This window comes from Rhizobium sp. P1_E6 (assembly GCF_056405875.1).
On the sequence record NZ_JBFUBG010000043.1, the window covers coordinates 11835 to 32622 of the forward strand.

At 58.9% G+C, this 20788-nt stretch carries 19 protein-coding genes and 1 pseudogene; 12 read left to right on the forward strand and 8 right to left on the reverse strand.

Annotation, left to right across the window (positions count from 1 at the left end):
- Positions 1-2: 2 nt before the first annotated feature.
- From AC1D35_RS20085 to ugpB, 5 genes are all read right to left on the reverse strand, one after another.
- Complete coding sequence (locus AC1D35_RS20085) at positions 3-752, reverse strand: glycerophosphodiester phosphodiesterase family protein (protein WP_477855714.1); 750 nt, start codon at positions 750-752, stop codon at positions 3-5.
- A 61-nt stretch (positions 753-813) separates the two neighbouring features.
- Positions 814-1866, reverse strand: coding sequence for a sn-glycerol-3-phosphate import ATP-binding protein UgpC (locus AC1D35_RS20090; protein ID WP_477855711.1), 1053 nt, complete (start codon positions 1864-1866; stop codon positions 814-816).
- Between the two features lie 3 nt (positions 1867-1869).
- On the reverse strand, positions 1870-2718 hold the full coding sequence (gene ugpE, locus AC1D35_RS20095) for a sn-glycerol-3-phosphate ABC transporter permease UgpE (protein WP_477939723.1): 849 nt from the start codon (positions 2716-2718) through the stop codon (positions 1870-1872).
- Between the two features lie 11 nt (positions 2719-2729).
- The gene (gene ugpA, locus AC1D35_RS20100) at positions 2730-3614 is read right to left on the reverse strand and encodes a sn-glycerol-3-phosphate ABC transporter permease UgpA (protein ID WP_477939724.1); all 885 of its coding nucleotides are present in this window, start codon (positions 3612-3614) and stop codon (positions 2730-2732) included.
- Between the two features lie 66 nt (positions 3615-3680).
- On the reverse strand, positions 3681-5006 hold the full coding sequence (ugpB, locus tag AC1D35_RS20105; protein WP_477854588.1) for a sn-glycerol-3-phosphate ABC transporter substrate-binding protein UgpB: 1326 nt from the start codon (positions 5004-5006) through the stop codon (positions 3681-3683).
- Positions 5007-5809: 803 nt separating this feature from the next.
- Between ugpB and AC1D35_RS20110 the strand changes: the two genes are divergently transcribed.
- The 7 genes from AC1D35_RS20110 to AC1D35_RS20140 are packed head-to-tail and all read left to right on the forward strand — an operon-like array spanning position 5810 to position 13149.
- Complete coding sequence (locus AC1D35_RS20110) at positions 5810-7228, forward strand: M24 family metallopeptidase (RefSeq protein WP_477939727.1); 1419 nt, start codon at positions 5810-5812, stop codon at positions 7226-7228.
- A 49-nt stretch (positions 7229-7277) separates the two neighbouring features.
- Complete coding sequence (locus AC1D35_RS20115; RefSeq protein ID WP_477854586.1) at positions 7278-8507, forward strand: ABC transporter substrate-binding protein; 1230 nt, start codon at positions 7278-7280, stop codon at positions 8505-8507.
- Between the two features lie 32 nt (positions 8508-8539).
- Entirely contained in the window at positions 8540-9490 is a 951-nt protein-coding gene (locus AC1D35_RS20120; RefSeq protein WP_477854585.1) for a carbohydrate ABC transporter permease, read from the forward strand.
- Entirely contained in the window at positions 9487-10323 is an 837-nt protein-coding gene (locus tag AC1D35_RS20125) for a carbohydrate ABC transporter permease (protein ID WP_477854584.1), read from the forward strand. The genes AC1D35_RS20120 and AC1D35_RS20125 overlap by 4 nt, the downstream gene beginning before the upstream one ends.
- 4 nt (positions 10324-10327) lie before the next feature.
- Entirely contained in the window at positions 10328-11509 is a 1182-nt protein-coding gene (locus AC1D35_RS20130) for an ABC transporter ATP-binding protein (protein ID WP_477939731.1), read from the forward strand.
- A gap of 9 nt (positions 11510-11518) precedes the next feature.
- Complete coding sequence (locus AC1D35_RS20135; protein ID WP_477854582.1) at positions 11519-12436, forward strand: ABC transporter substrate-binding protein; 918 nt, start codon at positions 11519-11521, stop codon at positions 12434-12436.
- Positions 12433-13149 (forward strand): aspartate/glutamate racemase family protein, encoded by a 717-nt coding sequence (locus AC1D35_RS20140; RefSeq protein WP_477854581.1) that lies wholly within the window; start codon positions 12433-12435, stop codon positions 13147-13149. Before AC1D35_RS20135 ends, AC1D35_RS20140 begins: the two co-directional genes overlap by 4 nt.
- Here AC1D35_RS20140 and AC1D35_RS20145 read toward each other — a convergent pair.
- A complete protein-coding gene (locus AC1D35_RS20145; RefSeq protein ID WP_477939734.1) occupies positions 13146-14255 on the reverse strand; it encodes a MurR/RpiR family transcriptional regulator in 1110 nt (369 codons plus the stop codon). The two genes, AC1D35_RS20140 and AC1D35_RS20145, sit on opposite strands and share 4 nt — an antisense overlap.
- A gap of 382 nt (positions 14256-14637) precedes the next feature.
- Positions 14638-14994, reverse strand: a pseudogene (locus AC1D35_RS20150) (LysR substrate-binding domain-containing protein); the annotation flags it as partial.
- A 204-nt stretch (positions 14995-15198) separates the two neighbouring features.
- On the opposite strand from AC1D35_RS20150, the gene AC1D35_RS20155 reads away from it, so the two are divergent.
- Positions 15199-15849 (forward strand): esterase/lipase family protein, encoded by a 651-nt coding sequence (locus AC1D35_RS20155; protein ID WP_477939756.1) that lies wholly within the window; start codon positions 15199-15201, stop codon positions 15847-15849.
- A gap of 179 nt (positions 15850-16028) precedes the next feature.
- Here the strand turns inward: AC1D35_RS20155 and AC1D35_RS20160 are convergent, their stop codons facing one another.
- Positions 16029-16346, reverse strand: coding sequence for a hypothetical protein (locus AC1D35_RS20160; protein WP_477854579.1), 318 nt, complete (start codon positions 16344-16346; stop codon positions 16029-16031).
- Positions 16347-16495: 149 nt separating this feature from the next.
- Here AC1D35_RS20160 and AC1D35_RS20165 point away from each other — a divergent pair, with 149 nt between their 5' ends.
- From AC1D35_RS20165 to AC1D35_RS20180, 4 genes are all read left to right on the forward strand, one after another.
- Positions 16496-17152, forward strand: coding sequence for a response regulator transcription factor (locus AC1D35_RS20165; protein WP_113295925.1), 657 nt, complete (start codon positions 16496-16498; stop codon positions 17150-17152).
- The gene (locus AC1D35_RS20170) at positions 17149-18525 is read left to right on the forward strand and encodes a sensor histidine kinase (protein WP_477939736.1); all 1377 of its coding nucleotides are present in this window, start codon (positions 17149-17151) and stop codon (positions 18523-18525) included. Before AC1D35_RS20165 ends, AC1D35_RS20170 begins: the two co-directional genes overlap by 4 nt.
- A 133-nt stretch (positions 18526-18658) precedes the next feature.
- On the forward strand, positions 18659-19342 hold the full coding sequence (locus AC1D35_RS20175; protein WP_113509874.1) for an MtnX-like HAD-IB family phosphatase: 684 nt from the start codon (positions 18659-18661) through the stop codon (positions 19340-19342).
- Between the two features lie 23 nt (positions 19343-19365).
- Complete coding sequence (locus AC1D35_RS20180) at positions 19366-20787, forward strand: aspartate aminotransferase family protein (protein WP_477854576.1); 1422 nt, start codon at positions 19366-19368, stop codon at positions 20785-20787.
- Position 20788: the final 1 nt, after the last annotated feature.

Consider the following 20788-nt stretch of genomic DNA (forward strand, 5'->3'; position numbering starts at 1 on the left):
CCCTACTTCAGAAAAAGGCTCGGATCGTCGGTTATCACGCCCGTCAGTCCGGCCAGCCAGAAGGACGTCAGCAGACGGGGATCATTGCAGGTCCACGCACGCACTTTGATACCACGACTTGCTGCATCTTCCAGGAAGCCGATGCTCAGCGATTTGTACAAGAGGTGGATCGTCTGTGCCGGCACGGTTGCAAGCCGGTCGGCCCAGTCTTCGGGCAGCTTGCTCCAGAGCATTGCGAGATCATAGTTCGCGTCCAGCGCATGCATCGCCCGCAGTGCATCCGGATCGAAGCTGGAGATCATCACCTGCGTATGCGCTGCACGGCTTTGAAGATGCTCGTGAACCGTCTTCGTCAACTGCTCGAGCGAGGTCTGATGCGGATGCTGCTTGATCTCCACATTGATGTTGAGACCGAGGCGCCCCAGCTCCGGCACGACATCGGCAAGCAGCGGGATCCTTTCGCCCTTGAACCTCTCGCCGAACCACGCGCCTGCGTCGATCCCCGAGAGATCGGCAGCCGTCATGTCCTTGAGGTGCCCCTTCGAAGAGGAACAGCGGTCGACCGTCACGTCGTGAATGACGACGGCGGTCCCATCGCCGAGAAGCGCCACGTCCAGTTCGACCCACCGGGCGCCCTGTTCAGCTGCCGCCTTGAATCCGGCGATCGTGTTTTCGGGTGCGACGGCAGATGCGCCGCGATGGGCCTGGATCTCGTTTTTTGCCGGACCCGAAGCCAATAGGTGCTGTGTCATCATGTTCACTTTTCAAAATAAAAGATCGGTATTGTTGACGTCGTTTTTATGCTGCGCCGTATCAGGGATTATCTGTTCGCTTGCCTGTCTGGCGATTGAAAGGATGAAGGGCTGAGACGCGAATATAGACCGGGATCCTGGTGGCTTCGCCGAGGTCGGGTCGTCCAGGCACCGTCAGAATGGCCGTCTGATTACTCTCGCCCAGGCGGATGTGCAAATGGCTTTCGCCGCCGATCGGCTCCAGGAGCTCCACCGTCGCATCGAGGCGGATCGAAGGCTCGCCCGGCTTCCCGGTGAAAATGTCGTCGGGTCGAACGCCGATCGTATCCGTACCGACCGGCAGCGCGAGCAATCCATCACCATCCGCTCGTGTGAGGAGGTCAAGCGGCAAGATGTTCATCGGCGGCGAACCGATAAAGCTCGCGACAAACAGGCTGGCAGGACGGTCGTAAACATCAACAGGTGTTCCGACCTGCTCGACAAGACCACCGTTCATCACCACGAGGCGATCTGCCAATGTCATTGCCTCGAGCTGGTCATGGGTGACATAGATGCTGGTCGTCTTTAGCCGGCGCTGCAGTCGGCGAATTTCCACACGCATCTGCACCCTGAGCTTTGCGTCGAGATTGGACAGTGGTTCGTCGAAGAGGAATGCCGCAGGCTCGCGGACAATGGCGCGTCCCATTGCGACGCGCTGGCGCTGGCCGCCGGACAGTTGGCGCGGCTTTCGCTCGAGCATCGGAGCGATCTCAAGAATATCGGCGACTTCGGCGATCCGACGATCAATCTCGGCCCGGGGCGTGCCCCGGTTTTTCAGACCGTATTCCAGGTTCTTGCGGACGCTCATATGCGGATAAAGCGCATAGTTCTGGAAGACCATGGCGATGTCTCGTTCGGCAGGCTCTGCCCTGTTGACGTTGCGTCCGCCGATCTGGACCGCGCCTCCGCTGACTGTTTCCAAGCCTGCTATCATTCGCAACAAGGTCGATTTTCCGCAGCCCGAGGGACCAACCAGAACAATGAACTCGCCGTCTGCGACAGAAAGGTTGATGCCTTTGACCGCGGGGACCGAACCATAGTCCTTCTTGATGTCGATTATATTGATCGTTGCCATTTCTTATTTCTCCGTTTCGACCAAGCCCTTAACGAAAAGGCGCTGCATGGCGACGATGACGAGGACAGGGGGAAGAGCTGCGAGGATGACGGCCGACATGACGAGGTTCCAACGCGGCTCGGCGTCAGCGACGGCCGCCATGCGCTGAATACCCATCACCACGGTGTAGAGGCTCTGATCGGTGGTGATGATCAACGGCCACAGATATTGGTTCCAGCCGAGGACGAAGAGGATGATGAAGAGGGCGGCGATGTTGGTGACCGACAGCGGCAGGAGGATATCCCAGAAGAATTTCATCGGTCCCGCGCCATCGACGCGTGCTGCCTCCATCAATTCGTCTGGTATGGTAAGGAAGAACTGACGGAAGAGGAATGTCGCCGTCGCCGACGCGATCAGCGGAACGATAAGGCCACCGTAATTGTTGAGCATACCGAGATYGGCGACGACTTTATAGGTCGGGACGATACGCACCTCGACCGGCAGCATCAAGGTGATGAAGATCATCCAGAACGCCAGGTTCCTGAACGGGAACCGGAAATAGACGATCGCGAAGGCCGACAGGATCGAAATGACGATCTTGCCGACTGCGACACCGACTGCCATGATCAAGGAATTCAGCATCATCGGGCCGATGGGCGGCGCGCCGGCATTCGTCATGCCTGCAGTCAGCATCGTGGAATAGTTTTCGATCAGATGCGTGCTCGGCGTGAGCGGCACGACGCCGGAGAGAAAATCGTTGGGCCCGTGGGTCGAAGCGATGAAGGCGACGTAGACCGGAAAGACCACGACAACGACACCGACGATCAGAACCAGATGGGCAAGGAAGGTGAGAAAAGGGCGATTTTCGACCATTGTCGTGATCCTCAATACAGCACACGCCGCTCGATGAACCGGAACTGGATGGCCGTCAGCGCGACAACGATCACCATGAGAATGACCGATTGGGCCGCCGAAGAGCCGAGATTGAGGCCGATGAAACCATCAAAATAGACCTTGTAGACCAGGATCTCGGTTGCCCGCGCCGGACCTCCCTGCGTCGTGGCGTGGATGATGCCGAACGTGTCGAACATCGCGTAAACGATATTGATGACGACGAGGTAGAAGGTCGTCGGCGAGATCAGCGGGAAGACGATCGTCCAGAAGCGCTTGACCGGGCCCGCGCCATCGATAGACCCCGCCTCCAGCAGAGACCGCGGCACGGACTGGAGTGCTGCCAGGAAAAACAGGAAGTTATAGGATATCTGTTTCCAGGTGGCGGCGATAACGATGAGCGCCATCGCATCGTTGGGATTGATCAGGTGGTTCCAGTTCACGCCCATCGACCGCAACAGATAGGCGATGATGCCGATCGACGGGTTGAACATGAACCACCAGAGGATGCCCGCGATCGCCGGCGCGACGGCGTAGGGCCAGATCAGCAGGGTTGAATAGAGCCGTGAGATGCGCAGCACGCGCGTTGCGGCCGCCGCCAGTATCAAAGCGATCGACGTCGACAATACCGTTACAAGAACCGCGAAGATCAGCGTATTGCCGAAGGCATCGAGGTAGAGCGGATCGGCAAACAGGCGACGATAGTTGTCAAACCACACGAAGCTCGTTTTGAAGCCGAAGGCGTCCTGGCGCAGGAATGACTGCCAGAACGCGGTTGCGGCCGGCCAGAGAAAAAAGACGACGGTGACAAGGATCTGCGGGGCAATCAGCAGGTAAGGGAGAAGTTTGCCCGGAAAGACAGTCCGTTTGGTTTGCATGCGTCCTCACGTCCCGATGGGTTTTCTGGGCGAAGGGCCGGCATTGAGCCGGCCCTTCGGTGTGKACTACTGATTGGCGGACTGGAAGTCGCGCAGCTGTTCGTTGCCACGTGCGACCACGGAATCCAGCGCTTCCTTGGCCGTTTTCTTGCCCGACAGGAGAGCGGCGAATTCATCGTCGATGATGCCGCGGACCTGAACGTAATTGCCGAAGCGGATGCCCTTTGAATTGTCCGTCGGCGTCACGCGCGTCAGCTGCTTGATGCCGATATCAGTACCTGGGTTCTTGTCGTAATAGCCCTGATCCTGCCCGAGCTTGTAGGCCGCTTCGGTGATCGGCAGGTAACCGGAGAACTGATGCCAGCCGGCCTGAACCTCGGGCTTTTGCAGATAGGTGTAGAACTTTGCGACACCCTTGTATTCGTCCTCGGGCCGTCCCTTGAGCGTCCACAGCGTGGCGCCGCCAATGATGGAATTCAGAGGCTGCTCGATGACATCATTATAGTATGGAAGAGGAGCAAAACCGACTTCGAAGCCCTTGGCGTTGTTCACGACGCCCGCCCGGCCCGCCGACGAGTTCATGTACATCGCACATTCCTGCGAATAGAACATCGGCGGGGCGTTGTCGCCGCCGCCCGGTCCGCCGTACTTGAACAGTCCTTCATCCTGCCATTTTTTCAAGTTGTCCCAATGGCGAACAGTCAGGTCGTTGTTGAATGTGAATTCGGCATCAAGGCCACCAAAGCCGTTGGCCTTGGTCGAATAGGGCTTGTCGTGCAGTGCATTGAGATTTTCGGTCTGAATCCAGGAGATCCAGGCGCTGGTGAAACCGCACTTGGCAGCACCAGACTCCATGATTTTGCGCGAGAATGCCTCGACATCGGCCCATGTCTTCGGCGGCGTTTCGGGGTCGAGCCCCGCCTTTTTGAAGACATCCTTATTGTAGTACAGGATGGGGGTCGAAGAGTTGAATGGCAAAGACAGGACGTTACCGCTGGTATCGGAATAATAACCGACGACCGGCGCAATAAACTTGCTTTGGTCCCAAGCTTCCCCTTCGTCCTTCATGAGCTGGTAGACAGGATAGATGGCGCCTTGCGCTGCCATCATCGTTCCGGTTCCGACCTCGTAGACCTGAACGATCGCGGGCTGCTGGTTGGCGCGGAAAGCGGCAATGGCGCCGGTCAGGGTCTCGTCATAGGTACCCTTGAAGACGGGCACGATCTCATAGTCGGCCTGTGACGCATTGAAGCCCTTGGCGATCTCCTCCAGTTTCGCACCGTTCTCGCCGCCCATCGCGTGCCACCACTGAATCTTGGTCGCCGCCATGGCCGGAGCGCTCAAGGACAGGCTCAGCAGACCCGCAGACAGATAATAAGCAGCCTTATTCATCTCTCACTCCCGATGTTGATGTTTGGAGCCTCCGCTCCGAACGCGCCGCAACCCTACCAGCTGACATTCATATTGCAATCGCCAAATATTCAAATGAACATTTGCGCTAACCCGCATGCAGGGATGGCTGCAAATGTGAAGAATTTTCGAAAAGGCTATAGCGATGTTCATGTCTTTTCGCGACGAACGGCGTCCTGCGCGGGCTTAAATGCTCCCACGATAAAAGGTCAGATGTTCGAATGAATATAAGACAGATCTTGAACCGATCGGACGTGCCGCATTCAGTTCCGGGCAGTTTCGCTGATTTGGCGCATGCACGCCGCACCGATCCGTAAGGATCGGCCGGAAACAAAGAAGCGTATTGGAGCGGTGGCGCTCAAGGCGGCGGAAAACGGGAATTCGCATCACACGAGGGCGTGAGAAAGGGCAAAACGACAGGCTAGAGACTTGGCCAGGTCGGGGTAGCTACTAGTAAAATGATGTGGCCGACGCCGAGGTGACAATGGTCCCCTTGACCAAGGCGCAAGCCGGTGAACACGTAAGATCATATTGCAATCAAAAAAAAATTTCATGTAAAAAAATTCAAAAATTGGCTGTATTTCTTGTGATATGGCGTCGAGAGTATCAGAATTTTAATTCGCTATTACAGTAGCTTAATTAGTTCCATCACCGCGGGTCGTGAAAGTTTTTTGTTGAGCGGAAGCCATTTTTTACAGCGCTCTTTTTACGAATTTTACAGGTCTTGAAATTTTTATTGCAAAGAAGATTTAGCGGGTTCTTAATCGAAAAAAAGGAACCCCATGATGCTCACCAGGTCCGAACGCGCTCCCGCACCATTTTCTGCTGAAGCCCTTCTCGACGGATTTCAGCCCAGCTTCGAATTCGAGCCGATCAATCCATTGCCGGAAGAGGAATTTGCAGAACGTCTGCGCCATATCCGCCGCGAGGCCACCGTGGCCGGCCATGACGTCATCCTCGTCCATGCCGATTCCATCGGCTCCTATCGCGTGTCGAATTCGTATCTGCGCTACATCTGCGACTGGATGCGCGAAGGYGTGCTSRTCATTCCGACGGACGAGGACTTACCGATGGCGCTGTTCTCCTTCTTCAGCAGTTCCGTCCTGTTGCCTCCGGCCGGCGAACCCGTGCTTGTCGACGATATCTGGCAGATCGGCACTTGGGGACGTGAAACCTATAATCGCCCCGGCCGCGCCGTCGATCGTGTCGTCGAGGCCGTTGCCACGCATCTGGAGGGACGAGGATTTGCCTGCAGCCAGATCGGGCTCTTCGGCGACGCCACCTCCTCACCCTGTTGGGACGGCCTGAAGGCCCGCCTGCCGCGCAGCCACTTCGTTGCCGATGCCGGCATCATCGAACGGATGCAGCGGCGGCGAAGCAAGCGGGAGCAGGCGATCGTGCGTGCCGCGGCGCAACTTGCCGACATCGGCATCCAGGCCGCCTATCACGTCACCCGCCCGGGTGTCACCGACCACCAGATCTATGCCGCCTTCACCTATGCGCAGATGGCGCGCGGCGGCGAGTGGGGCGACGGCTATCAGATCGGGATCAATCGCTTCGGCACCCATTGCGGCAAGCCCTATGGTCATGTCGTCAGCCCCGGCGACCTCGTCAATCTCTATATTTCAAGCGTCAGCTATCACGGCTACTCCGCGCAGATCGCCCGCATGATCGCCGTCGGCGACATTACCGATGAACAGGAAGAAGTCCTGCAGATGTGCGTCGAAGGCGTCGAGGCGGCAGCGGCGCGTGTGCGCCCGGGTGTCTTGGTCTCCGAAGTCGCCAACGCATCGTTCGAGCCCTATATCCGGCGTGGATATCTGAAATCGGCCGACAGTCGAACGATGCCTTACAATTGGCAATCGAATGAGGACGGATCGCCCCGCCAGATTCCGCGCAGCTATGTGGCTGACGCCGATTGGGAGCGGCAGGGACGCCGGCTCATGCATGTCTATCCGGCGACCAAAGGGCCGCACAATCCCAATGTCGGTCATTCCGTTTCGATGGCCAAATTCAAGCCCTACAACATCGCCTCCAACAATCATGACCGGCTGGAGGAAGGGATGACCTTCGTCCTGCATTCGCAGTGGCTGGATCCGATGGTGGCGGGCTGCAATGTCGGTGACTGCTATCTCGTCACCGACGACGGCTGCGAGAATCTCAGCTGCAACACACCGCTGGCGCCTTACCGCGTCAAGGCCTGACCCAAGAACAACAATAACTCGACAAAACAAACAAAAGAGGTGAACGAAAATGAACAGAATTTCCCTGCTATCCGGTGCGTGCGCCGTCATCATCGCATTGGCTGCGGCAGTACCCGCCATGGCGCAAGACAAGGTGAAACTCGTCGTCTCGAATTCCCAATGGCTCGACGCCTTGCGCGGCGACGCCCTTTGGAAGGCGGTTAAGGCCTATGAAAAACATGCGCCGAATGTGCAACTCGAAGCCCTCGGCATCCCGTCGAAGGATTACGGCGACCGGCTGATGACTGAATTCGGCGCCGGCCAGGGGCCGGATGTGGCGATCATTCAAGAAGGCGTCTTCTTTGCATTGGCAGATGCCGGCCATCTCGTCGATGTCGGCTCGGCGACGGAAGGTGTTTCGCTCAACGCGACGGCAAAAAACGGCATCGTCGACGGGGTGACGCTCGGCGTTCCCTGGCAGCGCGCGGCCTATGCGCTGATCTATAACGGCAAGCTCACCGATGCTGCCGGCGCTGCCGTGCCGAAAACCATCGACGAACTCATCGAGAACGCCAAGACGGTGCAGGACAAGACCGGCGCCGTCGGCTTCACCTCGCGCCACCAGATCAACGACTTCTCCGGCTTTTACATGGATTTCCAGAGCTGGGCCTATGGCTATGGAGTCAACTGGGTCAACGACAAGGGCAAATTGACCATCGATACGCCCGAAGCCGTCCAGGCGGTAACCGCGTTCAAGAAGATGTACGATGCGAAGATCATCCCCGTCGGCGATGACATGCCGACCCAGCGCACGCGCTTCAAGGAAGGCCGGGTCGGCTTCAGCATCGACAACTCAGGCGGAACGCTGAACATCGCTTCCGGCGGGACCATCAAGAGCGCCGAGATGCATGCCGCACCCCTGCCCTTCCCCAATCCGGGCGCCCATCAGCAGATCTATGTCGTCGTCAACGCCAACGGCAAACATCCCGACGAGGCCAAGGACTTCCTGAAATGGCTGATGAGCCCGGAAGGTCAGACCGAACTGCGCAAAGCGTCAGGGCCGGACATGCTGGCGACCGACGTGCCGCTGACCGAAGACTTCGTCGCCGCCAACCCTTGGGCTCCCGTCTTTGCCGAGATTGCCCAGAAGTCGCGCTCGGTTCTCATCCCCGGCTACGAGGTCGAGACGACGCAGATCATGCGCCCCGTCATGGAGGCCGTCGAGGAAGTGCTCATCAACGGCACCGACCCCGCCGCAGCGCTCGCAAAGGCTCAGGAGAAAGTCGATGGCATGTTCTGAGGAACAGCCGCCGCTTGAGAAGGAATTGGGCCATGACTGAACAAACCCTGCTGGAGCGGCCCATGGCCGTCCCAGCATACTCCGCCCGAAAATCCGGGACCCGCAGGAGGCTGAACGGGCTTCTGCCTTATGCCTTCGTCATACCTCCGGCCCTTTATCTGCTGGTGTTCATGTTCTGGCCGCTCGGCAGGCAGATCTATCTGAGCCTGACCCGCACGCGGCTTGCCAATCCGAACCGCAGCACTTTCATCGGATTGCGGAATTACGAAAGGCTGCTCGACAATCCCGATTTCTACACGACGCTGCAGATCACCCTGATCTACTCCGTCATGGCTGTCGTGATCGGCGTTGCCGTCGGCTTCGTCGCAGCGCTTGCGCTGAACCGGCCGTTTCCCGGGCGCACCCTGGTACGCGGCGTCCTGCTGTTCGGCTGGGCAGTTCCCAATGTCGCCGCAGCCCTCGTATGGCTGTGGATCTTCAACGAGCGGTCAGGCATCCTCAACACGATCGTCACCGGTCTCGGTCTCGAACGAATTTCCTGGCTGACCAGCACCGAAATGGCGCTGCCTTCGATCCTCCTCGTGACGGCGTGGCAGGTCGCGCCCTTCGTCATGCTGGTGATGCTGGCGGCACTTCAATCCGTTCCAGAAGAAGTGAAAGAGGCGGCGGTGGTCGACGGAGCTGACAAGCTCAATGTCTTCAGAGCCGTGACGCTGCCGCACATCCTGCCGACATTGCAGCTCGTTTCCCTGTTGGTCATGGTCTGGTCGATCCGCCGCTTCGACATCATCTACCTCCTGACAGGCGGCGGTCCGGTCGGAAGCACCAGCACGCTGATCGTCAAGCTGCGTCAGGTCGCCTTCGAGAACCATGACCTCGGCCTTTCCAGCACCTATGGCGTGGTCGGCCTGATCCTGGCGCTATCGGTCGCCGCAATCCACGCGCTCTTCAATCACCGCCGCCAGAAAATGAGTTCGCGATGAGCAATCTCCATCAAATTCCGACCCGCCTGCTGCATATCCTGCTCGTACTGGCGCTTACGGTCTTCGGCGGCTTTCCGATCTACTGGATGGCGACGACTGCGCTTTCGCTGAATTCCGAACTGTACAACAGCGGCCAGATACCTTGGCCGCAGCTTGCCAACCTGCCGGGCATGATCGCTGAACTCGCCCAGCTGCCTTTGATGCGCTGGCTTGTGAATACCAGCATCGTGGCCGTGGGAACCACCGTTCTCAGCCTGGTTCTCGGCGCCCTTGCCGGCTATTCCCTCAGCCGCTTCAAGTTTCACGGCAAGAGCATTCTCGGCTTCCTGATGTTCATGACGCAGGTCGTTCCCGAGGCGCTGATCCTCGTGCCGCTCTACGCCATGTTCATCACGCTCGGCCTTCTCAACAGCCTGTTCGGGCTGGTGCTCGCCAATGTCGGCTTCTCGCTGCCGGTCGCCGCCTTTATCATCAAGGGCGCCATCGATGCCGTTCCCTACGAGATCGAAGAATCGGCCGTCATCGACAATTGCCCGCGCATCAGCGTGCTGACGATGATCATCCTGCCGATCATCGCGCCGTCAATGGCGGCGGCCGCGGTGATTTCCTTTTTCGCCGGCTGGAACGAATATCTCTTCGCCTCGACCTTCCTGATGGACAGAGATCTGTGGCCGGCCAGCGTCGGGCTCGCATCCTTCGTCGGCCAGTACGAGACGCCGCTTTCGGCGGTCATGGGGGCGGCTTTGATCTTCAGCCTCCCGGCTGTCGTCTTCTTCCTTCTCATCCAACGCAAGATCGTCGCCGGCATCACCGCCGGTGCAGTTAAGGGATAGAGCCATGCCTCAGATCACCATGAAAGGCGTCAGCAAGAACTTCGGCGACGTCACCGTCATTCCCCGGTTCGATGCCTCGATCGATGACGGCGAATTCCTCGTCCTCCTCGGGCCCTCGGGCTGCGGCAAATCCACCCTGCTGCGCATGATCGCCGGACTAACCGAAATCACCGTGGGCACCCTCAGTTTCGATGGCGAGGATGTCAACGAATGGACGCCCAGCCGACGTGGCGTCGCCTTCGTCTTCCAGTCCTATGCGCTTTATCCGCATATGACGGTGCGCGAAAATATCGCCTTCCCGTTGCTGATGGATGCGTTCCGCAAATGGCATCACATACCGCTCGTCAGCAGCGTTATGCGCTGGAAGCTGATGCGCCGTCCCGATATCGTCGAACGCACCAACCAGATCGCCGAACAGCTGGAACTGGCGCCCCTGATGGACCGGCGCCCGGCGAGCCTGTCCGGCGGCCAACGCCAGCGTGTCGCCCTCGCCCGCTCGCTGGTGCGAGATCCATCGCTCTACCTTCTGGACGAGCCGCTCTCCAATCTCGATGCCAAACTGCGCACACAGATGCGTTCTGAGATATCCACCCTGCATCAGCGCGTCCGCAAGACCTTCGTCTACGTCACCCACGATCAGGTCGAGGCCATGACGATGGCGACGAAGATCATCGTCATGAATCGCGGCGAGATTCAGCAGATCGGCACGCCTGATGAAATCTATGAGAATCCGGCAAACACCTTCGTCGCCCGCTTCGTCGGCGCGCCTCCGATGAACCTTCTCACCGTCAGGCGGCAGGGGCAACAGCTGACGCTCGAGGGCGGCGCAACCTTCACGCATCCAGGCGAGCTGCATGCCGAAAAGACGCTGATCCTCGGCTTGCGGCCCGAGCGGCTGAAATTGCAATCGGCAGAACAGCCGGGCGTTCCCGTCGAAGTGAGCCTGGTCGAAAAACTCGGTGCCGAAGTCATCCTCGGATGCCGCCTCGTGCATCCCGGTGACAGGCAATCCGGCGACCTCTTGCGACAGGATCTGGTCTTCGTGCGCATTTCCGGCAATCCGCATGTCGCGATCGGCACACGGGCATCGCTTGGATACGATCCGGCGGGCGTGAACTGGTATTCGACCGAGACCGGCAAGGCGCTGCATTCAGCTCCTGCTCCCCTGCTCTCCTGCAGCGCCTGAGGAGCTCACATGTTCGATTTTCACGTCGCGGCGACAGGCCACAGCCTGAACTACCTTCCGCACTATGTCGCCATGCGGCAAGGCTTCTTCGAAGCGGAGGGTCTGCGTGTCACGGTGAGCGTGCCGCGCCCCTGGGATCTGGTGCTCGAAGAACTCCGCCGCGGATCCGCCCAAGCGGCCCTCGGCGGCATCTGGGTGCCGTCGATGTATCTCGGCCGCGGCACGCGTTTTACCCCCTTCGCCCAGATTGCAGCCCGCGCGCCGCTGGCCGTCGTCGGGCGGGAAAGACCGGAAGAATTCAGCTGGGGGAAGCTGCCCGGCAGGGCGGTCTTGATGAAGGGCAGCAATGGCGCAAGCGTCGGGCTCTTCTTCAAATTATGCCTGCGGGAGCATGACATCGATCCCGGGCAGGTCAGCTATATCCAGGATCTCGACGGCGCCATGCTGGCCGAGCTTTTCCATGGCGGCATGGGCGACTACCTGATCGTCGATTACCCGAATGCGCTGCGGATGGAAGCCGAGGGCCGCGGTCACGTCGTGCAGCCGCTTGCCGTCACTGGCGGCAAGGTGCCGTGGAGCGTCTACTACGCGCTCGGCGAAAGCGATCCCGAACGGCAGGAGACCCAGACGCGGTTTGCCCGTGCCCTCAATCAGGGCATGGAATGGATATTGGCGAGAGACCCGGAGACCTATGCTGATTTCCTGATCGAGACCTTCCCCAACCAGCCTTTGAATATCCTATTATCGGTTGCCCGAACCTATATCGCCCACGGCATGTGGACGACGCCGCGGATCGATGCGGATGGCTATCGCCGCTGGCAGGAAGGCATCATGGCAGGTCATCTCACCGCGGGTGCGATCCCCTATGAGCAACTGATCGATCCCGTTCCGACCCGGCAATGGCAAAGGGCTGAAGAAACAGCATGAAAATAGCCGTCATCAATCCGAACACGACCCCCGAGATGACCCAAGCGATCGGGGCGGCCGCGGCACGATCGGCTGCCCCGACGACCGAACTCATGATCCGCCAGTCGAACCACGGTCCCTTGGCAATCGAAGGGCCGTTCGACGGGGCGGTCTGCCTGCCCGGCCTTCTCCAGGCCATTCAGCAGGCCGAGGCAGACGGCGCGAGCGCCCATGTCATCGCCTGTTTCGACGACACCGGACTGGATGCGGCACGAGCGCTTTCCCGCCGCCCTGTCATCGGGGTCGGCGAGGCGGCGCTCCATGTCGCGAGCCTCCTCGCTCAGGAATTCTGTGTCGTCACGACCCTTTCACGATCGGTGCCGACGCTGAAGATGAACATCCTGCGCTACGGATTCGAGCGCCGCTGCCCGCAGGTCCTGGCCAGCGACATTCCCGTGCTGGATCTGCATCGGCCGGAAAGCGGAGCGCGGCAGAAAATCTCCGGCCTCATCGTTCGCGCGATGGAAAACGGCGCCGAAGCTGCCGTTCTCGGCTGCGCCGGCATGGCGGATCTGGCCGAAACACTGCAGCAGGACCTCGGCATTCCCGTCATCGACGGCATCGATGCCGCCGTCCGCCTGGCGGAGCTGCTGGCGGCATCCGGGCTTGCTCCCTCCAAGCGCCGCGGCTGGGCGTTTCCGTCGCGCGCCGGCGATTTCCTCAGGATGAGCTAGCCTTTCGGCCGCACCGTTTCCCGTTTGGGCGTGGCGACGTCGTCGATCAGTTCGACCATCCGGTCGATCTTGCGGAACCGTTCGACGCTTTGTTCGCCCAGCCGCGCCGCGACGGTCCAGGAGATATAGTCGATCATCGTCGCGGCCGCGGTGAAGGAGTTGAATGCCGCCAGCGAATGGCAGCGGCATCGAATGACATGGTCGGCGGCCTTGGCGCTTTCGGCCGCGCTGATATCGGTAATCAGAACCGCTATGGCGCCGGTCGTGCGGATCTCGTTCAGAAGCAGCGGAAGCTTGCGCGGCCGGCGGCGAAAAGCGAAGCAGATCACCAGATCTCCCTCGCGAATGCCGGATAATTCATGTGCCATCGAGGTGCCGGTCGCCGGCAGGACCCGCACGTCGTTCTTGATCAGGCCGAGATAATGCGCGGCATAGTGGGCCAGACCAAAGCCATTGCGCATGCCGACCACGAAGATCCGCTCGGCCTCGACGCAGGCGCTGCAGATGGCATCCAGCGTCTGCGGCGGTGTTCCGTCCGCGGTGGCGCGAATATTGTCGATATTGGTCTGGACCACCGCCGCCAAGGTCGGGACTTCCGCGGCGTGCTGCGCGGTATCGATCGCGCCACCCTGCGGCGATCCCCAATGGATCGCCTCGCGGATCTGGCGCTTGGCGGCGGGATAGGACGAATAGCCGAGGGTGCGAATAAGTCGAGCCGCCGTCGCTGTCGAAACGCCCGCTTTTTGGGCCAGTTCGCCGGCAGTATAGAGGGCCAAATCCATCTGATGCTCGAGCATGACGTCAGCCAGGCTGCGCTCAGATGGGGAGAGTTCCGCGTAAGCCGAATATATTCGCGCCTCAAGAGATTTTGTCGATTGCGAGTCCTGCACGCCGATATTCCGCTGGGAACACAAGATCGTTAACCTTTGCCAAAAACCGGACCGAGGATAGATAGCTGCCACCCGGCAGCAACAGGATATTCCTGTGTTTGTGTCGTAATAAGCTTGGGCTCCACGCTCCTGAAGGGAATCGAGCCTGACGTGCTGCAGTTTTAGCTCTAAATAGCGGATAAAACTACAGTATTTTTGGATTTGACTTCCGTCCAAAACGAAAGCCTCCGGCCCAAGGTGCGGGACATCTTGAAGGTAAGAGGGTCTGATATCACCGCGGCTGATACCTGATTGCACCACTAGCTCAGGTCATTAAAGATCATCTGCGATGAAGCGCGGGATTCGTCCTTCCCCACCGCACGTCCAAAAAATGGCGTTGCGGCCCTTGCAAGTAGGCCACTTGCGCCGAGGCGATCTCTCGCTGGATCGATGCCAGCTTTCGCTGAGGGCGTGAAGAAGGGCCGCGGCAGGAGCTTTGAGTGTCAGCGATCCGAAGGACAAGCGGGACCGACTGCCCGCCGTCCTCGTGTTCCGGTTTGGGCCGAACTGGCCACCAGTCGCGCTTTTTTTGCGATCAACGGCCGGCCCTCTCCTGCCGTCACCTACTCGGCCGCACGAGCGACCGGACGATATCGATGATGTCGTCGTCACCCGAGGCGGTCGGGTCTTCCCTGTTCCAGTCGACACCAAGCCCAATCTATAAATCGACGCCCCTCGCCTTGTTCAACTCAAACCCGTGGTTTGGCAGATCCTGCGTCCATTCCGGCACGAAGCCAATGCCAAGACCGRCCGAGACCAGCGAGAAGGTGTCGTCGCAGGTAAAGGTGACATTGTCCGTTAGATCGTGCTCCTCGAACTTCTCGGCGATTTAGCGCTCGCTGTGGGAGAGGTGGCGGGAAAAAAAGATAATCTTCTCGTCCCTGAGATCCTCGATGTCGATCTCGCTCTTCAAGGCAGCGGCAGCTCGGTCGCAACACCTGTCCGTGCGCAAAGTTGCCGACGACCTAGCATCTTTCAACGTCAGTGCGATCGATGTAGGGTGCAGAACGGATGAGGTTCTACCACGATCATCGAAATGGCAGACAACAACGCGCTGACGCAGGAAACGAAGCAGCGTTGCGCCCGCGGGGCGACCTTTGACCGAAAGACCGCACCCGACATGGCCGACACAGTCGTTCTTCTCCACGGCATCAAGAGGACCAGCGCTTGCATGCGCAAGTTCGAAAAGCACCTGCAGACGCAGGGCTACATCACTCGTAACGTTGATTATCCTTCGACCCGCTACCCAATCGAACGACTGGCGAAAATCGTTGCGGCAGAAGTGGAAGATGCGGCTCAAAGCAACCGTGGAGGCCGTATTCACCTGGTCGGACATTCCATGGGCGGATTGGTCATAAGGGCGATGTTAAAGAGTTACCGACCGTCAAATCTCGGGCGAGTGGTGATGGTCGGCACTCCGAACAATGGCAGCCAGGTCGCAGATTTCTTGAAAAATGTGCCGCTGTATAAAGCGGCTTACGGCCCTGCCGGTCAGCAGCTCGTCAGCGATCAGAGCACGTTCGGCCATATTTTCGGTCCGGTGGATTTCGAACTGGGCATCATCGCCGGAACCCGGAGCATCGATCCGGTTTCGTCCTTGATCATTGGCTATCAAAAAGCCAATGACGGCAAGGTAACTGTAGAAAGCACGCGTCTTGCAGGAGCTGCCGACCATATCGTAATCGCGGCCAACCACACCTTCATCCCATCCAACAAGACCATGTGGGCGCAAGCCCTTTCGTTTCTTCGGGACGGCAGGTTCCACCGATGAGCACCTTGATGGGAAAAGAACCGTCGACCTCCGCTATTCTGTAATCGGGCAGTTGATAGGATTCGGATTGGCGCCACTCTAAGCGGCTGCCCGCTGGATGTCTGTGGACCAACAAGAGGATTGACGGCGGGCGCGCGAACCGCTGACGAATAGATTGCTTCGCGCGCCCTCTAATGTGCTTAATCGCTCAGAGCTTGTAACCTCCGCTTGCCTCGATGACTTGCGCGGTTACCCAGCTTGCTTCCGTTTCTTTCGCTGAGTTCACCATAAAGCTGATCAAAGAGAGCCGGGATCGATTCCACTGCAATCAGGTTGATGAGCAGCAGCTGAGAAACGGCGTAAACCGATATCGCAAGCCCCATTCCACCCTCTCTCATCAACCGCACCATGATGAGATTGCCCACGCAATAAAGCGAGAGTGACGGGACCAACACGAGAATGCTGTTGGTCGCAATATAGGCGCGTGAAGCGGTCGCTGCGGCCAGGAATGACGCCATTACGCCGGCGAGCCAAAGCCGGCATGTTCCGATAATTCCAAGCCGGCGCCTTAGCAGCGATTCAGCCGTTTCTATCGCGCCCTGCCACAACAATGCTTCAAATCGCGCTTCTCATCGACATTATCCGCCTTTGCAGGAATGAAACGACCGTGCGCATCCTACTTGTCGAAGACGACAGCATTCTCGGCCCGTCCCTGAAGAAGGCACTAGAAAAGCATGCCTATGGCGTCGACTGGATGCGTGACGGCCAGTCCGGTCTTGAAGCGACGGAGCATTCGGATTTTGCAGCTATTGTCCTCGACATCAACCTGCCGCTGCTCAGCGGCATCGAGCTCCTCAAAGGTGTAAGACGCAAAGGCAACGCCGTCCCCATCCTGCTTTTGACGGCGCTCGACAACGTCCGGCGCAAGGTCGAGGGTCTCGACGAGGGAGCCGACGACTATCTGGTCAAACCCTTTGATCTCGATGAATTGCTTGCCCGTCTGCGTGCGCTGATCCGGCGACGCGACGGCCGGACGGAAAGCCTGCTTCGGTGCGGCGATGTCGAGGTGGATCCGTCGGCAATGATAACGCGCAAAGCCAATATACAGGTGCACACGACGGCAAAGGAATTCCACCTGCTCAAGCTCCTGATGGAGCGCAGCGGTCGCTACGTGACGAAAAACGATATCGAATACGCGCTTTACGATGCCTATAGCAGCGTCGAAAGCAATGCCATCGAGGTGACGATCTACAATCTGCGCAAGAAGCTCGGCACCGAATTCATCAAATCGATCCGCGGCATCGGCTACATGATCGAACGATGAGCCCTTCAACCCTTACGCGCAAGCTCTTCCTGCGGATCGCCCCCGTCGTCGTGGTGACCATCCTGGTGATCGGCGCCTTCGCCTTCAACAGCGCCACGCGCGAGATCAACAATATCTACGACGCGCAGCTTATCAACGATGCGAACGTCTTATGGGGACTGCTGCATAACCGGCTACGGCACTCGCCGGAGCGCACACCGCGACAAGTCGATGACATCGACCTCAACATGAACAATCAGCTCGCCTTCAACGAGGACGCAGACGATTATGCCGATGCGCATATGTTCCGTGCCTGGGTGAACGGCAAGATCATGTTCTACTCCAGCACGGCCTTTCTTGCCGACGTGCCGTACCAGAAGGCAGGCTTCACCGACCTTTCTTACGGTGGCGAAAACTGGCGGGTCTATTCGCTGCCGATCCCCGCTTCAGACATTGTCATGGAAGTCGGAGAAAAGATGTCCCTGCGTCAGACGCTGGTTTCCAACATCCTTCTGAACCTGTTCTTTCCGCTGCTCGTGCTAGTGCCGGTGATAGGCTTTCTGATCTGGCTCGGGATCCACAATGGCCTGCGGACCATCCACGGGCTTGTGCACCAGATCCGCACCCGTTCGCCCGACGATCTTTCAGCCATTGCGGTCGAGGACCTGCCGAGGGATTTTCTGCCCCTCGGCAAGTCAATCAACCAGCTTCTCGAAAAGCTCGGCCGGTCCCTGACCCTCGAGCGGCGTTTTTCTGATCTGGYGGCCCACCAGCTGCGCACGCCGCAGGCAAGCGTTAAGCTGCTGCTGCAGATGCTGGCGAGCACCGATGACCAGCAGGAGCAGAAGGCGATCATCTCGGATCTGGTGACCAGCAACAACAGAGCCACCCATCTCATCGAGCAATTGCTGCGCCTTGCCAGGGTCAGCCACCATCCGCTCAATCCGATACCGGTTCCGCTCTACCATATGATCGCGTCGACCTTGGCGGACTTCGGCAACATCATCAACAGCCGCAATCTCGACGTCTCGCTGGAAGGCCCGGAGTCGGCCGAGATCATGACAGATGAATCGCTGCTGCAGATGATGATCAGCAACCTCCTGGACAATGCCATCAAATATACGCCGGTGGGCGGTATGATCGAGGTCATCCTCTCCTGCGAAATCGAGTTCTGGCTGATATCGATCAGCGATAGCGGACCGGGCATACCGCCCGAGGAGCGGGAGGCCGTGTTCAATCGCTTCTATCGCCTCGACACGCYAAATGCCGAAGGTGCGGGCCTCGGGCTTGCAATCGTTGCCGACACCGCGGACCGGCTTGCCGCTTCCGTAAAGCTTTCCACACCCCCGCGGGGCAGCGGGCTGCGGGTCGAGCTGCGACTGTCCAGGAACTGACGCAGCAACGACGGCGTCGATCAGGTCCGCGACAACGGCTCCCTCATTTTTCATTTTCGCATCATTTTCCTCTCAGGTCAGCCTCATCGGCCGTCGTTAAACACGACCGCAAGGCAGATCGAAGGACGATTCGATGCAGGTATTCTCTGATTTTGACGGCACGATTTCCATTCAGGATGTGACGGATGTCGTGCTGTCCTGTTTTGCCGAGCCTGAATGGGAAGACATCGAGCAGCAATGGAAAGACGGTCTGATCGGATCGGCAGAGTGTATGCGCCGCCAGATCGCCCTCATCCGGGCAAGCCGTCACGAACTCGATGCGATCCTGGACACCGTGGCCATCGACCCCGGCGTCCTCGCGTTTCGCGACTACTGCCGCGTGAACGGCCTGCCCCTGACGATCGTCAGCGACGGCGTCGACTATTTCATCCGCCATGTACTGAGGCACAACGGCATCACCGATCTGCCCGTCATCGCCAATCACCTTCGCTGTAGCGTCGTCGACGGCCTTGAGAGCTACATCCTGGCACCCGCCCCGAACTCGGCCGGCTGTTCCTCCGGCTCGGGCGTGTGCAAATGCCGGGTCGTCTCCGGCATGGAGCCGCAGGTCTATATTGGCGACGGACGGAGCGATTTCTGCGTCGCCGGCAGAGCCGACCTCGTCTTCGCCAAGGACACGCTCGCCGATTACTGCGGCGACAGCAACATCCCCTTCATCGCTTTCGATGATTTCGCCGACCTGCTTTCCAAGATGAAAGCCGTCATCCCGAGGATCGCGCGTCCGCGACGAGCGGCGCTGCAATCGAAAATCGCCTGAACCAGAAGACCAAGAGGCCTCTCATGAACATTGTGAATGCTGAAACCTTCAACAAAAAAACGCCACTCTCCGACCTGTCGGAAGCCGAACTGCGCTTGCTGGAGGAGACCTACTGCTCTCACGGCGATACGGTTCATTATTCGGCGGAGCCGAAATTCTTCGAAGAATGCGAAGGTTCCTACGTCTATGACGCCAAGGGAACACAGTTTCTCGATCTGCAAATGTGGTATTCCGCCGTCAATTTCGGCTACCGAAACGAAAGGCTGAATGCCGCCCTCCATCGCCAGCTGGACCGGCTGCCGCAGGTCGCTTCGCAATATCTGCATCGCGAGAAGGTCGAACTGGCCGCCATGATCGCGCAGGACGCCGAGCGCAAATTCGGCCGCAAGGGGCGCGTTCATTTCAATGTCGGCGGATCGCAGGCGATCGAGGATTCGCTGAAGCTGGTGCGCAACTATACCGGTGGCAAAAGCCTGATGTTCGCCTTCGAGGGCGGCTATCACGGCCGCACGCTGGGCGCCTCGGCGATCACCTCCAGCTATCGCTATCGCCGCCGCTTCGGCCATTTCGGCGAAAGGGCCCAATTCGTCGAGTTTCCTTACCATTTCCGCGGCGGGAAGGGCATGACCAAGGAGGAATATGGCGAACATTGCGTGCGCAAATTCGCTCGCCTCTTCGAAAGCGAATATAACGGCGTCTGGGATCCGAAGGTCGGCAGCGCAGAATATGCCGCCTTCTATATCGAACCGATCCAGGGCACCGGTGGCTATGTCATTCCGCCCATGAACTTCTTCACCGAACTCAAGAAGGTTCTGGATCAGCACGGCATCCTGCTCGTCGTCGACGAGATCCAAATGGGTGTCTACCGGACGGGCAAACTCTGGTCGATCGAACATTTCGGCGTCTCACCGGACGTTCTTGTCTTCGGCAAGGCGATCACCAACGGGCTCAATCCGCTTTCGGGCGTTTGGGCCAGGGAAGAAATGATCAATCCGACAATCTTTCCGCCCGGTTCCACCCATTCCACCTTTGCCAGCAACCCGATGGGTACGGCCGTCGCGCTCGAAACGATGAAGATGCTGGAAGAGGAGGATTTTGGTGCTGCGATCATGGCCAAAGGAGCATATTTCCTCGATGGCCTCAAACAGCTTCAGAAACGCCATGCGATCGTCGGCGATGTCGACGGGCTCGGATTGGCGCTGAGATGCGAGATCTGCAAGGAAGACGGCTTCACGCCGGACAAGGCGACGATGGACTGGCTCTGCGACGAGGGCATGAAGGGCGATCTCAGGGTCGGCAACAAGACCTATGGCCTCGTTCTCGATGTCGGCGGCTACCATAAAAACGTCATCACGCTGGCCCCGAACCTGTTGATTACTCGCGAGGAGATCGACCTGGCGCTGGCGCTGCTCGACCAGCTCTTCACACGTGCGGTCCGGAGGTAGG